The organism is Methylocystis sp. JAN1, from assembly GCF_052186135.1.
Taxonomy (GTDB): domain Bacteria; phylum Pseudomonadota; class Alphaproteobacteria; order Rhizobiales; family Beijerinckiaceae; genus Methylocystis.
Genome location: NZ_CP181499.1, coordinates 1369487 through 1383991, shown reverse-complemented (window position 1 = coordinate 1383991; position 14505 = coordinate 1369487). Strand labels below are relative to the sequence as shown.

General features: G+C 64.7%; 13 protein-coding genes and 1 tRNA gene. 5 read left to right on the top strand and 9 right to left on the bottom strand.

Going from position 1 to position 14505, the window contains the following annotated elements:
* The first annotated feature begins 35 nt into the window (after positions 1-35).
* From lgt to ACNHKD_RS06500, 3 genes are all read left to right on the top strand, one after another.
* The gene (lgt, locus tag ACNHKD_RS06510; RefSeq protein WP_442756261.1) at positions 36-860 is read left to right on the top strand and encodes a prolipoprotein diacylglyceryl transferase; all 825 of its coding nucleotides are present in this window, start codon (positions 36-38) and stop codon (positions 858-860) included.
* Positions 857-1939 carry a class I SAM-dependent methyltransferase gene (locus ACNHKD_RS06505; protein ID WP_442756260.1) on the top strand — a complete coding sequence of 361 codons (1083 nt, stop codon included), beginning with the start codon at positions 857-859 and terminating at the stop codon, positions 1937-1939. Before lgt ends, ACNHKD_RS06505 begins: the two co-directional genes overlap by 4 nt.
* 123 nt (positions 1940-2062) lie before the next feature.
* Positions 2063-2839: a polyphenol oxidase family protein gene (locus ACNHKD_RS06500; RefSeq protein WP_442756259.1), complete on the top strand. Its 777-nt coding sequence runs from the start codon at positions 2063-2065 to the stop codon at positions 2837-2839.
* Between the two features lie 224 nt (positions 2840-3063).
* Here the strand turns inward: ACNHKD_RS06500 and ACNHKD_RS06495 are convergent, their stop codons facing one another.
* A complete protein-coding gene (locus ACNHKD_RS06495) occupies positions 3064-4098 on the bottom strand; it encodes a TonB family protein (RefSeq protein ID WP_442756258.1) in 1035 nt (344 codons plus the stop codon).
* Between the two features lie 237 nt (positions 4099-4335).
* On the opposite strand from ACNHKD_RS06495, the gene ACNHKD_RS06490 reads away from it, so the two are divergent.
* On the top strand, positions 4336-5952 hold the full coding sequence (locus ACNHKD_RS06490) for a multicopper oxidase family protein (RefSeq protein ID WP_442756257.1): 1617 nt from the start codon (positions 4336-4338) through the stop codon (positions 5950-5952).
* A gap of 12 nt (positions 5953-5964) precedes the next feature.
* Here ACNHKD_RS06490 and ACNHKD_RS06485 read toward each other — a convergent pair whose 3' ends face one another.
* The 6 genes from ACNHKD_RS06485 to ACNHKD_RS06460 form a co-directional block, all read right to left on the bottom strand.
* Positions 5965-6132 (bottom strand): hypothetical protein, encoded by a 168-nt coding sequence (locus ACNHKD_RS06485; RefSeq protein ID WP_442756256.1) that lies wholly within the window; start codon positions 6130-6132, stop codon positions 5965-5967.
* Between the two features lie 94 nt (positions 6133-6226).
* Entirely contained in the window at positions 6227-6514 is a 288-nt protein-coding gene (locus tag ACNHKD_RS06480; RefSeq protein WP_442756255.1) for a hypothetical protein, read from the bottom strand.
* Positions 6515-6779: 265 nt separating this feature from the next.
* Complete coding sequence (locus ACNHKD_RS06475; RefSeq protein ID WP_442756254.1) at positions 6780-7574, bottom strand: Spy/CpxP family protein refolding chaperone; 795 nt, start codon at positions 7572-7574, stop codon at positions 6780-6782.
* A 236-nt stretch (positions 7575-7810) separates the two neighbouring features.
* Positions 7811-8038: a hypothetical protein gene (locus ACNHKD_RS06470; RefSeq protein WP_442756253.1), complete on the bottom strand. Its 228-nt coding sequence runs from the start codon at positions 8036-8038 to the stop codon at positions 7811-7813.
* Between the two features lie 150 nt (positions 8039-8188).
* The gene (gene mfd, locus ACNHKD_RS06465; protein WP_442756252.1) at positions 8189-11743 is read right to left on the bottom strand and encodes a transcription-repair coupling factor; all 3555 of its coding nucleotides are present in this window, start codon (positions 11741-11743) and stop codon (positions 8189-8191) included.
* Positions 11740-12045 (bottom strand): FAD assembly factor SdhE, encoded by a 306-nt coding sequence (locus ACNHKD_RS06460; RefSeq protein WP_442756251.1) that lies wholly within the window; start codon positions 12043-12045, stop codon positions 11740-11742. Before ACNHKD_RS06460 ends, mfd begins: the two co-directional genes overlap by 4 nt.
* 174 nt (positions 12046-12219) lie before the next feature.
* Here ACNHKD_RS06460 and ACNHKD_RS06455 point away from each other — a divergent pair.
* A tRNA-Asp gene (locus ACNHKD_RS06455) sits at positions 12220-12296 on the top strand.
* 267 nt (positions 12297-12563) lie between these two features.
* Here the strand turns inward: ACNHKD_RS06455 and ACNHKD_RS06450 are convergent.
* Together ACNHKD_RS06450 and ACNHKD_RS06445 are read right to left on the bottom strand one after the other, a co-directional pair.
* Positions 12564-13550 (bottom strand): histidine kinase dimerization/phosphoacceptor domain -containing protein, encoded by a 987-nt coding sequence (locus tag ACNHKD_RS06450; protein WP_442756250.1) that lies wholly within the window; start codon positions 13548-13550, stop codon positions 12564-12566.
* Between the two features lie 172 nt (positions 13551-13722).
* Complete coding sequence (locus tag ACNHKD_RS06445) at positions 13723-14397, bottom strand: Crp/Fnr family transcriptional regulator (protein ID WP_442756249.1); 675 nt, start codon at positions 14395-14397, stop codon at positions 13723-13725.
* Between the last annotated feature and the right edge of the window lie 108 nt (positions 14398-14505).

The window sequence follows — 14505 nt, the reverse complement described above, 5'->3', positions numbered from 1 at the left end:
CGCGGGGTCCGGCTCGCGCTTCCGGACCCATTTTGATGCCTTTCTTCGTGCTGCCCTTCCCCGTCGTCGATCCGGTCGCCGTCAATCTCGGCCCCCTGCCGATCCGCTGGTATGCGCTCGCTTATATCGGCGGCTTCATCTTCGGCTGGATCGGCCTGCGCCTGCTCGTCGGGAAGGATGCGTTATGGGCGCCGGGGCAACCGCGTCCGACGCGCGAGGGGGTCGACGACCTTCTCGTCAATGCGGCGCTCGGCGTCATCATCGGCGGGCGGCTGGGCCATGTGCTGATCTACGATCCGGGCTTCTACCTCGCCCATCCGCTTGAAATCCTGCAGACATGGAAAGGCGGCATGGCTTTCCACGGCGGGCTGATCGGCGCGATCGTCGGAATGTGGCTCTTTGCGCGCAATCATGCCGTGTCCTTCCTCACCATCACAGACATTTGCGCCACCGTCGCGCCCATCGGGCTTTTCTTCGGAAGGCTCGCCAATTTCATCAAGCCGGAGATGTGGGGGCGTCCCGCAGACGTTCCGTGGGCCATGGTCTTTCCGCCGGCGGGCGACGCGCCGCGGCATCCAAGCCAGCTCTATGAAGCGGGCCTCGAAGGCGTCGCGCTTCTCGCGCTGCTCGCCTTCGCGGCGAAGAGCGGCGCCCTGAAGCGGCCCGGCCTCGTCACGGGGCTTTTCGGCGTCGGCTATGGCGCCGCGCGCATCTTCTGCGAATTCTTCCGCGAGCCCGACCCCGTGCAGGAGGCGCTGCCGGGCGGCCTCACCATGGGCATGGTTCTTTCCCTGCCGCTCGTCCTCACCGGCGCGGCGCTTCTTCTTCTCTCCCTGCGCCGCCGGAGCGCGCCCGCATGAACGCGCTAAAACAGGAAATCGCCGCGACCATCGCCCATGAGGGACCGATGACGCTGGAACATTACATGGGCCTCTGCCTCGGCCATCCGCGCTACGGCTATTACATGACGCGCGATCCCTTCGGGCAAGCGGGCGACTTCGTCACCGCGCCGGAGATCAGCCAGATGTTCGGCGAGCTTCTCGGCGTCTGGATCAGCGAAGCCTGGCGCATCGCGGGCGCGCCTTCTCCCGCGCGGCTGATCGAACTCGGCCCCGGACGCGGCACGCTGATGTCCGACGTTTTGCGCGTCGCGCGCATCTCGCCCGCCTTTCTGAACGCGGTCGACGTGCATCTCGTCGAAACCAGCCCGACGCTGCGCGCCGTGCAGCAGCGGACGCTCGCCGATGCGGGCAAGCCGGCGAGCTGGAACGCCGACGTGACGGACACGCCGCCCGGCCCCGCCTTCATTCTCGCCAATGAGTTCTTCGACGCGCTTCCGGTGCGCCATTATGTGAAGACCATTCCGGGCTGGCGCGAGCGGCTGGTCGGGCTCGATCCGTCAGGCGAACTCGCCTTCGGGCTTTCCGAGGCGGTCGAGACGTCGCTGAAGGTCCAGGCGCGGGAAGGCTCGATCATCGAGGTGAGCGCGATCGCGCAGCGGATCATGGGCGAGATCGCGGCGCGGCTCGTGCGTGAAGGCGGCGCGCTGCTGCTCGTCGACTATGGCTATACGGAAACCTCGCTCGGCGACAGTCTGCAGGCGGTCGCAAGACACGCTTATGTCGATCCGCTCGCCGAGCCTGGCGAGGCCGATCTCACGGCGCATGTCGATTTCGCCGCCCTCGCGCGCGCCGCCAGAGGAGCCGGCGCCAAGGTGATGGGACCGGTGACGCAGGCGCATTTCCTGCTACAATTGGGGATCGAACGCCGCGCGCAGTCGCTGATGAAGCGCGCCACGGAGGAGCAGGGACGGGACATCGTCGACGCTTTCGAGCGGCTGACCGGCACGCAGGACCCGCGCCGTCATATGGGCGAATTGTTCAAGGTAATGGCCGTGACCCATCCCGACATGCCCGACATGCCGGGTTTTATTGAGTGATTAGCCCCCTCTCCCCGCGAGCGGGGAGGGGGTTGGGGTGAGAGGCAAGGGTTCGTAAGGCGGCCCGCCCTCACCCTGGCCCTCTCCCGGTAAACGGGGGGAGGGAATGAGCCGGAACGCCTGATGACCATCCCTCCCGCCCTCACCGCATCCAATCTCGACCTGCCCGGCCTGCGCCATGCTTTTTTCACCCGCGAAGGCGGCGTGTCGGAGGGCGTCTATGGCTCGCTCAATGGCGGCGTGGGCTCCAGGGACGCGCCCGAGCGCGTCGCCCGGAATCGCGCCCGCATGGCCGCGCGGGTGGGCGTCGCGCCGGAGCGGCTGCTGGTGCCGTTTCAGATCCATTCCGCCGATGCGCTCGCCGTCAGCGAGCCCTGGGCGCCCGAGGAGAGGCCGCGCTGCGACGGGCTCGTGACGCGAGAGGCGTCGCTGGCGCTCGGCGTCACGGGGGCCGATTGCGGCATGCTGCTCTTCGCCGACGCCAGAGCGGGCGTCATCGGCGCCTGCCACGCCGGCTGGAAGGGCGCCTTAACCGGCATGATCGAGGCGACGGTCGCCGCGATGGAGGCGCAGGGCGCGCGCCGCGCCGACATCCACATCGCGCTGGGACCGGCGATCGGCCCCGAGAGCTATGAAGTCGGGCCGGAATTCTACGCCCGCTTCGTCGAGGAAGACCCAGGTTACGCGCGCTTCTTCACGCCCGCCTCGCGCCCGGGACATTTCATGTTCGATCTCCAGGGTTTCATCGCCATGCGCGTCGGGCGGCTGGACGCCGCCTCCTTCGAGGCGCTCGGCGTCGACACCTATGCCGACCAGGAGCGCTGCTTCAGCTATCGCCGCAGCGTGCATCGGCAGGAGCCGGATTACGGGCGGCTGGTGTCGGCGATTGCGTTGATTTGATTTGCGCTCGCAACCCGGGCCCCCACCCGGCGCCGCCCTCCCCGCAAGGGCGCCGCAAGGGGGAGAGATCGGAAACCGGCGCCAGCCTCGATCACGACATTGCCCCGGTTTTCGGGCGCGAGCCGTCTCCCTCCCCCTTGCGGGGAAGGATTGAGGGTGGGGGTCAGCCGCATCGACAATGAATAATCTTTTCGCCCCGCCGCATCCGCGCTTGGCGCCGCCAATCATTTCGTCGCGTAAGTGAACAGCATCGAATGCGGCAGCCCCCTCGGCGGCGGGGGAAACGGCGCGGCGCTGCGGACGGCGGCGAGCGCGGCGGCGTCGAGGTCAGGCAGGCCGCTCGACTTGTAGACCGCCTGATGGGTGAGATTGCCCAGTTCGTCGATATAGAAGGCCACCACCCCCTTCGAGGACATCTGCATTTCGCGCACGCGCGACGGAATGCGCATATGCGGCATGATGAGGCCGTAGAGGATCGTCAGATAGGTCGTCTTCGCCTGTCCGCCGCCGACGGGCGACGGCTTGGGCGGCGCCGCGAGCTTGAAGTCGGGCAAAGGCGCGAGCGCGGCCACCTGATCGGCGATCGAATTCGCGTCGCCCTTCTTGGCGGGCTTCGAATCCTTCGTCTCGGGCTTGTCCGTGGGCGTGGGGACTTTCTCCGCGCGCTCGATGATCTCGGCGTCGGGCTTGTCCTCCACTTCCTTCTGCTCGGTCGCCTCGGGCGGCTTTTCGCCTTCAGCGTCGTCCGGGGCGTCCTTGAGACCCTGCGGCTTCTCGTCCTTCGGCGCGAATTTCTCCGGCTCGTTGCGCTTGGTCTTGGCCTGATCGGCCTCCTCCGGCGCGTTGACCTCGCTCTTGGTCTTGCTCTCGGCCTTGGGCGCGTCGAAAGCGGGCTTCTCCATCTCCGTGGGCGGGGGCGGAGGCGGCGGAGGCTTCTGCTGTTCTTTCTGCTCGGGCGGCGGAGGCTCCGGCGGCTTCGGCTCCTCCTTCTTCTCCTCCGGCGGCGGAGGCTCGGGCGGAGGCGGCTCGGTGATCACCTCGACCGGAATTTCCTCGGCCGGCGGCGGCAGATAGGCGTTGCGCTTGTCCTCCCATAACAGGAAGGCCAGCAGCGCAAGATGCAGCAGCAGGCCGAGCAGAACGAAGGCCAGGAAACGCGGGCGCGGCGCGCCGCCGCCGGGGCGCGGCTCGAACAGCCGGTCCATGGCGACCGCGGCGAGGATTGCGCCACGCGGCTTTTGTCTGACCGTTTCGTTCATCTCGATGGAGGGACCCGTCCGCGAGCCGGGGCAACCTGCGTGCCAATCACAGGGGTGAAATCACGGCGGAATTTGCCACATACGCCGCCCCCTTCGCAAACCTTCTGGCGTTTTTTGAGGCGAAGCGTTCCGAACAGCCGCAATGTCGCCTTATGCCGCAGGGTTTTCCCACCGACCAGCGATTATATAAGACACAACTAATAAAAGGCGCGGCCGGCCGCGCGAGGGGGAGAATCAATGCGCAGCAGCCTCGATCTCACGCGGCGCGGCTTTTTGCTTTCGTCGGCGGCGGCCCTCGCCGCCCCGCCTTTCGCCCTCGGACAGACCAAGCCGCATGCGGCTTCGGAGAGCTTCAATCCCGACGTCGATGTCGAGCTCGTCTGCAAGCGCGATTCGGTCGCCATTCTCGACGGCGCCCGGACCTCGGTCTGGCGCTATGCGGGCAATCTCCTCAACGGCCCCGCCAACACGCTCACAAATCTGCCCGGCAGCTATCTCGGGCCGCTGATGCGTTTCGCCAGGGGCCAAAAGATCCGCATCCGTCTGCGCAACGAATTGCCGGAGCGGACCATCACCCACTGGCACGGCCTGCATGTGCCGATGGAAGCCGACGGGCATCCCATGTCCGCGATCGACCCCGGCGAGACTTACGTCTACGAATTCGAGATGCGCAATCGCGCGAGCTTCAATTTCTATCATCCGCACACGCATGAAGCGACGGCGACGCAAGTCTATCATGGCCTTGCCGGCGGCATCGTCGTGGAGGACGACGAAGAGCGCGCGCTCGGCCTGCCCGCCGGCGAATATGAAATTCCGCTCGTGCTGCAGGACCGCTCCTTCGACGACAACAACCAGCTCGCTTACTGGGGCGGCATGCATCGGGACATGTTCGGCTTCTATGGCGAGCGCATTCTCGTCAACGGGCGGCCGGACTATCAGCTCGAAGCGGCGAGCCGCGCCTACCGGCTGCGCATCCTCAACGCCTCCAACGCCCGCATTTACAAGCTGCGCTGGGACGACGGAACGCCGCTCACCGTCATCGGCGTCGACGGCGGCCTGCTGGAGAAGCCGGAAACACGCCCCTATGCCATGCTCGCGCCCGGCGAGCGGCTCGACCTATGGGCGGATTTCTCCGGCCGCAAGGCGGGCTCGAAGCTCGTAATGCGCAGCGGCGAATTTGACGGCCTCGTCCCGCCGATGGCGCAGCGCATGGGCGGCGGCGGACTCATCGCCGGCGACGATTATCCGCTCTTCAGCGTGACGGTGACGCGCGAGATGAGCGACAGCCCGAAGCTTCCCGAGAAGCTCTCGACTTTCAAACATTACCGGATGGAAGAGATCGCCAATCGCGACAGGCCGCGGCCGATCGCGCTTTCCATGAGACCGATGGAAGTTGCGATCAACGGCCGCAGCTACGGCCATGGCGACGTCATGGACATTGAGCGCGCGCCGGTCGATACGGTGCAGCTTTTCGAGATCTTCCACGAACATGGCGGCGGCATGGGCATGGGAGGCATGGGCATGGGCGGGATGGGCATGGGCGGGATGAGTCGCGGCATGATGGGCGGGGGGATGGGAATGATGGGCATGATGAACATGGCCCATCCGATTCATCTGCATGGCCAGCAATTCGAGGTATTGAGCCGCAGCTACAATGGCGACGACCCTGACGCTTACGCGACCATCCGCGACGGATTGATCGACAGCGGCCTGAAGGACACGGTGCTCGTCGCCCATGGCGAACGCATTCGCATCGCCAAGCCGTTCGGCGACTTCAAGGGCCGCTTCATGTATCACTGTCACATCCTCGAACATGAGGACATGGGCATGATGCGCGAATTCTCGGTGGAATGATCCGGCGCGCGCCTATTCTTCCGCGTCGGTGAAGAGGATCACCTCGTCCGGGAGCCCGGCGGCCGCGCTCTTTTCGAGATTCAGGCCGGCGACGCGGGCGAGTCCCCCGTCGGCTTCGAGCAGGACGACGGCTTCGCTCGGCATGAGCCGGAGCTTTTCAATTAATTCCGCGACGGTCATGGGCGCTCTCGCTGTCGCCGACCGGCGAAGCAAGCGCCGAGCCATTCGGCGTCGCGCGCCCATATGACCAGCTTAAAGGACGCCGGGACGCGACTCAGATGTTGCAGACATAGCTGAGTTCGCTCCTGCTGATCTGATCGGTGACCCAGGCCGCGCCCTTGCCGCGGTTCGCTTCGATGAAGGCCGACGCCTTGTTCAGTTGATCGGCGGATAGCGACATGTTGCACATGCGCGCAACCTGGCGGCCGATCTCCGCCTTGCGCGCGACCGGCGTCGGGCGGGAAAGAACGGCGCCGACGGCGTCCGCGGCGGGAGACCTCGCAAAGGCCGGGATGGCCGCCATCACAAGCGCGCAGCACGCGAAAACGCGGATCTTCGTCATCTCTGTCCTTTTGGTTGGCGGACGCGGCGCAGACGCCGGCAAGTCCATTTCGCCGCGGCGGGAAAATCATCCGCAAGGCGGCCGCCCCATTTAAGCAATCCTCATTGTGACGACTTTAGGGCCGGCGCCTTTCGGCCTGCGATAAAGCCAAAAAGACAAGCGATTATGATGCTGCTCCTTCAACCGCCGCAAATGGCCGCGCTCGCGCGGCGACAAAAAAAGCCCCGCATCCGAAGATGCGGGACGTGCGATCGGAGCGCCGGCTTCAGTGCTGCATGCCGCCCGAGCCGCCATGGCCCATTCCACCGCCCATCATGCCGCCCGTTCCGCCCATCATCATACCGCCCGTTCCGCCCATCATGCCGCCCATGGACATGCCGACTTTCATGATGTGGGTCATGGTCTCGCTCGCAATTTTCCTTTGCTCGTCGGAGAGCGCCGTAAAGAGCGGTTCAATCGCGGCTTTCTGCGCACGCACAATGTCGAGATGGTCGGACATGTGCTTTTCCATCATGTCGAGCTTGCGCAGCACCGCCGGCTTGTTATGGTCCGCATGCTCTTCCGTCGGCGCGCATTTGGCCTGCGCCTTTTGCGCCGCGGCGCGCCACGCCTCTGCAAAATTGTTCCACGGGGAGAGCTGCTGGTCGGTGAGTCTCAGCTCCGCCTTGAGATAAGCAAGACGTCCTTCGAGATGCTCGGCGAAGCCGCACATCATGTGCTGCATCATTCCGCCCATGCCGCCGCCCGCGCCATGATCTATTCCACCGCCCATCATGCCGCCCATGCCACCCATCATGCCGCCGCCACGATGGCCGGCGTGTTCGTCAGCCTTCGGCGCCGCAGCAGGCGCGTCGGGCTTTGCGGCCTCGGCGGCCGGGGCCGGCTGCGCCTTGCCGGGATCAGCCCATTGCGTCGTCGGCGCGGCGCCGGCGCCATGCGTCGAGTGGTCCATCTTGCCGTGATCCATCTCGGGCGCCGGCTCAGCGCGCGCGAGAACAAGACCGGAGGCCAGCGCTAGCGCCGCAATGCTCGTCGTGTTGAAGATGGCCCGAACGATCATGTCTTTCTCCCTCGAAATTATCATTTTTGCTGCGTCTGCGATATGCAACGCAATCGCCGCTTCGTCCGCAACATTGTCACAGAAGCGGCGCGGAAGCACCCCGCCAATTGTCGCGCGTCGGACAAACGACGCCCGCTGGCGCGCAGCGAGCGGCCATGCGTGCGCCGCACAAAAGCAATGCGGCCGCGCAAGAGCGGCCGCACGATGCTTGTGGCGGAGTTTACCCCCCGTTCAGTTTATTTGGCGTCTTCAGAATGCCTGGCCTGATAGCTGCCGCCATATCTCGGATCCGCCTTGACCGGACGGGGCGCGCGCACCTCGTCGACTTTCGGCGGCTCCTTATAGCCAGGTTGGCCGGGCACGTTCGGGGCGCCCCATTTGGCGTCTTCCGCCACCGCGTTTCCGACGGACAAAACAGCCGGAACCGCAACAAGAGCGACAAGCGCCGAATGCTTGAAAGCCATCGTTTCCCCCTTGCTATTGAGACTGCGTCGTATGGAAGCTCTCGCTTCCACCTCGAATTATAGGCAGCGATCTTTTCACGCAGGCAACAAAAAATTTACGCGACGGCGACACGTCGCGGCGTCGGGGAAAACGAGCCGGCGAATTGAACGCTAAGCGGACTTTTTCTCGGCAATATCGACCAGCGCGCGCAGAATGCGGCGCGTGCCGGCCAAACGCTGCTTCATCGTTTCGAACTCGCGGATGAAGACGATGCGCATGTCCGGCCGCACCTTCGCAGAGACGCCCTGTTCGGCCACATAGCGCACCAGTCCGGCGGGATTGGCGAAATGATTGTCGCGGAAGGAGACGATGACGCCCTTGGGCCCCGTATCCACCTTCTCGACATGGGCGCGGCGGCAGAGCGCCTTGATCGCGACGATTTCGAGGAGCTGCTCGACCTCCGGCGGGATGGGGCCGAAGCGGTCGATCATCTCTGCGGCGAAGGCCTCGATGTCCTGATCCGTTTCGAGCGTGGACAGGCGCCGGTAGAGCTGCAGCCGCAGCGTGAGGTCGGGGATGTAATCCTCCGGGATCGTGACCGGCGCGCCGATGGCGATGGTCGGCGACCAGGCTTCTTCCTGCGGCTCCTCGACGCCCGCCTTGAGCAGCGTGATCGCGTCGGAGAGCATCTGCTGATAGAGTTCGTAGCCGACCTCCTTGATGTGGCCGGACTGTTCGTCGCCGAGCAGGTTGCCCGCGCCGCGAATGTCGAGATCATGGCTGGCGAGCTGGAAGCCCGCTCCCAGCGTATCGAGAGATTGCAGCACTTCGAGACGCTTCTGCGCCTGCGGGGTGATGGCGCGGTTGGCGGGCGTGGTGAAGAGCGCATAGGCGCGCGTCTTCGAGCGGCCGACGCGCCCGCGCAACTGATAGAGCTGCGCGAGGCCGAACATGTCCGCGCGCCAGACGATGAGCGTGTTGGCGGAAGGAATGTCGAGGCCGGATTCGACGATCGTCGTCGAGAGGAGAATGTCGAATTTCCCGTCATAGAAGGCCGACATCTTTTCTTCGAGCTCGGTCGCGGACATCTGGCCATGCGCGATGACGAATTTCCCTTCGGGCAGATTTTCGCGCAGGAAGGCGGCGGCTTCTTCGAGATCCTCGATGCGCGGACAGACGAAGAAAGCCTGTCCGCCGCGATAGCGCTCGCGCAGCAGGGCCTCTCGCACGATGAGCGGATCGAAAGGCGAGACGAAGCTGCGCACGGCGAGGCGATCGACTGGGGGCGTCGTGATGAGCGAGAGCTCGCGCACGCCCGCCATGGCGAGTTGCAGCGTGCGCGGGATCGGCGTCGCCGAGAGGGTCAGCACGTGAATTTCCGCGCGCAGCTCCTTCAGCCGCTCCTTGTGGGAGACGCCGAAATGCTGCTCCTCGTCGATGATGACAAGGCCGAGATCCTTGAAACTGACGCCCTTGCCGAGAATGGCGTGCGTGCCGCAGACGATATCGACCGCGCCCTCGGCCAGGCCTTTCTTGGTTTCGCGCGTTTCCGCCGCGCCGACCATGCGCGAGAGTCGGCCGATCCTGATCGGCAGCCCGGCGAAGCGCTCCGAAAAGGTCTTGAAATGCTGGCGCGCGAGCAGCGTCGTCGGCGCGACGACGGCGACCTGCTTGCCGTTGATCGCCGCCGTGAAGGCCGCGCGCAACGCGACTTCCGTCTTGCCGAAGCCGACATCGCCGCAGACGAGACGATCCATCGGCCGCCCGGCGGCGAGATCGTCCAGCACGGCCTCGATCGCCGCGAGCTGATCCTCCGTCTCGTCGTAGGGGAAGCGCGCGCAGAATTCGTCGTAGAGCCCCTCGGGCGGAACGAGCTTCGGCGCCGCGCGAAGCTGGCGCTGCGCGGCGATGGCGATGAGGCCTTTCGCCATTTCGCGGATGCGATTCTTCATCCGCGCCTTGCGCGCCTGCCAGCTCGCGCCGCCCATCCTGTCGAGCTGCGCCTCGGCGTCCTCGCCGCCATAGCGGCTCAGAAGCTCGAAATTTTCGACCGGAACGAAAAGCTTCTGGCTCTCGGCGTAATGCACCTCGATATAATCGCGGCGCACGCCGCCGCTATCGAGCGTGGTCAATCCGACGAAGCGGCCGATGCCGTAATCGACATGCACGACGAGATCGCCCGCCGTGAGCGCGGCGACTTCGCCGAGCAGGCTCTCGGTCGGCTTGCGCTTGCGCCGGCGGCGCACGAGACGGTCGCCGAGAATGTCTTGCTCGCCCACCAGCGCATAAGCGTCGGTCTCGAAGCCATGCTCCACGCCGAGAACGGCGAGAGCGACGGCGCCGACGCCCTTCTCCTTGCCCTTGGCCAGAGCCATGGGAAGCGAGTTGACGAGCGTGAAATCCTTGAGCCCGTGCTCCTGCAACACATGGCCGAGACGCTCGCAGGAGCCGTCCGACCAGCCTGCGACGATGACGGTCTTGCTCGCGCCGCGCAGCGCCTGCACGTGATCGACCGCCGCCTCAAAAACGTTCACTTCGGGTTCGTTGCGCTCCGGCGCAAAGTCGCGGCCGGGCCGGGCGCCGCAATCGATGGCGTCGGCGCGCTCGGAGACGAAAGGCGAGAATTGCGCGACGCCGCGCTCCTCCAGAGCGTCGCGCCATTCATCGCGCGTGAGGTATAGCGCGCTGGGCTCAAGGGGCTTGTAGCTCGAGCCCGCCGGATCGAGATCGTAGGCCTCTTTGCGCGCGTCGTAATAGTCGGCTATTTGGCTCAGGCGCTCGCTGGCCGCGTCTTCCGCCAGCGTATCAAGCATCAGGGGCGCGTCGCCGAGATAATCGAAGAGCGTGTCCATACGCTCGTAGAAGAGCGGCAGCCAATGCTCCATGCCGTGATGGCGGCGGCCTTCGCTCACCGCCTCGTAAAGCGCGTCGCCACGCGTCTGTCCGCCGAATTTCGCCGCGTAATTCTGGCGGAATCGGCGCATCGTGTCGGACGTCAGGCGCAGCTCGCTCATGGGCGTGAGGTCGAGCGCGCGAAGCTGTCCCGTGGCGCGCTGCGTCTCCGGATCGAAGCTGCGGATCGATTCGAGCGTATCGCCGAAGAAATCCAGACGGATCGGCGCGGGCAGGCCCGGCGGAAAGAGGTCGATCAGACCGCCGCGCTGGGCGTATTCGCCGGTCTCGCGAACCGTGCTGGCGCGCAGGAAGCCGTTGGCCTCGAGCCAATGCGCCAGCTCGTCGAGCTTCACCACATTGCCGGGCGCGGCCGAAAAGCTTTCGGCGGAGACCATCTTTTTCGGCGGCGCGCGCTGGAGCAGGCAGTCGGCGGTCGTGGTGACGACGCGCGGGCGCTCGGCCGAGGAGCTGGCGCGGGCGAGGCGCGAGAAGGCCGTCATGCGTCGCGCGACGATATTGGCGTGCGGCGAGACGCGGTCATAAGGCTGGCAGTCCCAGCCGGGAACGTCGAGAATCTCCGCGTCAGGATTGGCGAAACGCAGCGCCTCGCGGAACTGGGCGGAACGCGCGGCGTCGCGCGCGACATGAACGAAGACCGCCGGGCGCCCTTCGGCCTCGCGCGCCAAAGCGCGGGCGAGATCGGCGCAGAGGAAGGCGTCGAATCCTTCCGGCGCCTGGGCGAAGAGCAATTTCTCGCCCCTGGCGAGGCGCGCCCGCGCATTTTCGAGCGCGCCAGCCGCGCCCCTCGTCTTCACGGCCGCCTTGCTCAATGAATGGGTCCGTCGTGGGTGTGGAAGGCGATGATGGCTCTAAGCAGAGCCGTATCGCGCTCGGGCGGCGGCGGCGCGCCGCCCGCGAGCCAGCTCAGGAGCTCGGCGTCCGGAAGATCGAGCAGCGCCTCCATCTCGTCGAGCTCGGCGTCGCTCAGCGCGTCGACCCGCGCGTCGACGAAACCGCCGACGAGGATGTCGAGCTCCCGCATGCCCCGCCGCCACGCCCGAATTTTGATGCGGCGCCGGCGGATGTCGCTTTCGCTGAGACGGAACGCCTTGGCCTGTGAATGTTCGGGCATGGCTGGAATCGCTTCGAATGCGGCGCGCGAGACATTCGCGCGCCGCTCACGGGGCTGGATTATCGCAGCGGGCTTCGAAAGAAAAGCGCGGTGACGCGGGCGTTGCACAAAGGCGCTTGACTTACGAATACGGGCGCCCTATCCCGCAGTCCTCGCGCGAACGACGCGCCGCGCGGGGGAGTAGCTCAGTTGGTTAGAGCGCCGGCCTGTCACGCCGGAGGTCGCGGGTTCGAGCCCCGTCTCTCTCGCCATGAAATCAGCAAGTTAAGACATCGCCCCGAAACGCTGTTCCGGCGATTTTTCGGAAAAAGGCGTTCGATGAATTTCCCTCGCCTCTGGAGCCATGGCTTTCTCGGCATTGTCGCCGCGCGGCGCGGCGCTCAGTATTCTCCCCAATTGCGCGACGCATAGGGAGACGATGAAGTTACGCTGCCCGGCTTTTAAAGAAGGCTGGGTCGGAGCGGCTCGGCGTTGGATGTTTCCCAGCCAGGACTGTGACGCCGAGTCGCTCACGACGTCTAATTGGCGACTTGTAGAGACGCGAATTTCACAGATATAGACATGCCCGTGCCGGGGTTTACTTCCAAGGATCCACCTAGCTGCAATGCAAAAGCTTGCATGAGACCCATTCCGAGCGATTGTGAGCTTTCAGCGCTCGTCTCGACAGTCGCCCCCGGCCCATCATCTCGAATCTCGAGGCGGACGCCCCCGTCCGACTCCATGAACAACGAGACAAAGAATTGCGTCCCGCGCCCTTGGGAAAATACATGCTTCGCCGCATTGATCGCCGCCTCGTTGACGAGGAGCGCGATAGCGTTCATTTGATCGATCGAGAGTTCGGGCGCCTCGCCGACTTCAACGCGAAGCTTTACCGGCAAATTACAAAAGGCGTTGGCGAGCATCTCCCTTAAAAGCGGTTCAAGTCCGCGGTTAAAGGCCGTCCCATCATGGAGACGGCGGTGAAGGTGGGACATTGCAAATATGCGTCCCTCGGCGTCGTTGAGGATATCCGCCGCCGCCACAGGATCGCGCAAATTGCGCTTCGCGCGGCGTAGAAGGGAAATTACGAGTTGAAGATTGTTGGCGACGCGGTGCTGTAGTTCGGCGTAGAGCGTTTCCTGCGCGATCTTCGCTACTTCGAGCCGCCGAACGGTTTCCCGAAGCGCGGCGACGATGACGACCTCAAACCCTCCAACCAGGAGAAAACCGATAATCGAACCCACCGTGGAAGCATCCTTGATCATAAACGAATTGAGCGGCTCCATAAAGAAATACCAACCCGATAAACACCCCAGCGTTAACATGACGAGACCGTGCCGCCACCCGCAAAGCAAAGTCGCGACGGCGATTGCCGGATAAAAGGTAAGGAACTTCATTCCCACAAGCACAGGCGAAAACAGAAAGCGGATCGAGAGGCTCGCCGCAAACAGAGCGAGGGTGATTCCCGCTGAATGCAGCGCGCGTTTCGGCTGCGAAAGTTTACTGAGTTGGCGAACCCACGGCATGATGCGGAGTCCTAATTCGCCAGCGCCAGAGGCGGGATGTCGAACATATCTCCAACCCGGCACTCCGACTAAGGTTCCAACAAGCGCACATCCCTGCCCGTCAGAGGCTTGAGAACGACGGCGCACACGCTCGCCGGGACGCCGCTCGCCTCGTCCGCCTTTGACGCTGTCTCTAATCCTGTTCGAGCGACAGGCTCGGATAAACGCCGTCCAGGGCGACGCGAAAATGCTCGCGCACCGCATCCTCGCATTGGCAGGATACGCATTTCAGCGCGCCGGCGTTGCGAATGCTGATCGAACCTCTGCGTGTTTCGATCAAGCCGCTGGCCTTGAACGCGCTCTTGACGCGCGCCAGATAGCTTCGCCCAACGCCGAGCATCATAGCCAGTTGCTCTTGCGTCAGCGAGAAATCATCCGTCCCCGTTCGTTCCCGCGCGGCGATCAGCCACTTCGCCGTGCGCTGGAAGATCGTGTGGGTCGCGTTGCAGGCGATCGACTGAAGAAGCTGCGCCACCAGGCAATCCGAATAACGGACGAGGAGAACCCTGAGGGTTTTGGAGGCAGCTCTGGCCTCGTCGAGCTTTTCCGTTCGGATGCGCAGAAAGAAACCCGCGCATAGCACCTCCGTGCGCGCATAGGCCGGCGCCCGCCCTTCGCTTATGAGCCCCCCTATGACCCCCTCGCGGCCGACCATCCCGGCCTCGACCGCATGGCCGTCCTGGAGGATCACAAGGAAAGACGCAAGCGCGGGTCCGCAAGGGAAATAGGCATGCGTGACCTGGTCGCCCGGATCGTACATTTTTTCGCCGACGGCCCCCGACCAGATTTCGAGATTTGGACGGAGCAATGCGAAGTCTTCTTCACGAAGCCTTTCGAGAAGATTATTTCGCAGGCTTAAGGCTGATGGATCATGCATTTCAAGCGCCATGGGGAAACTGCCCCGATTAACCCGCGC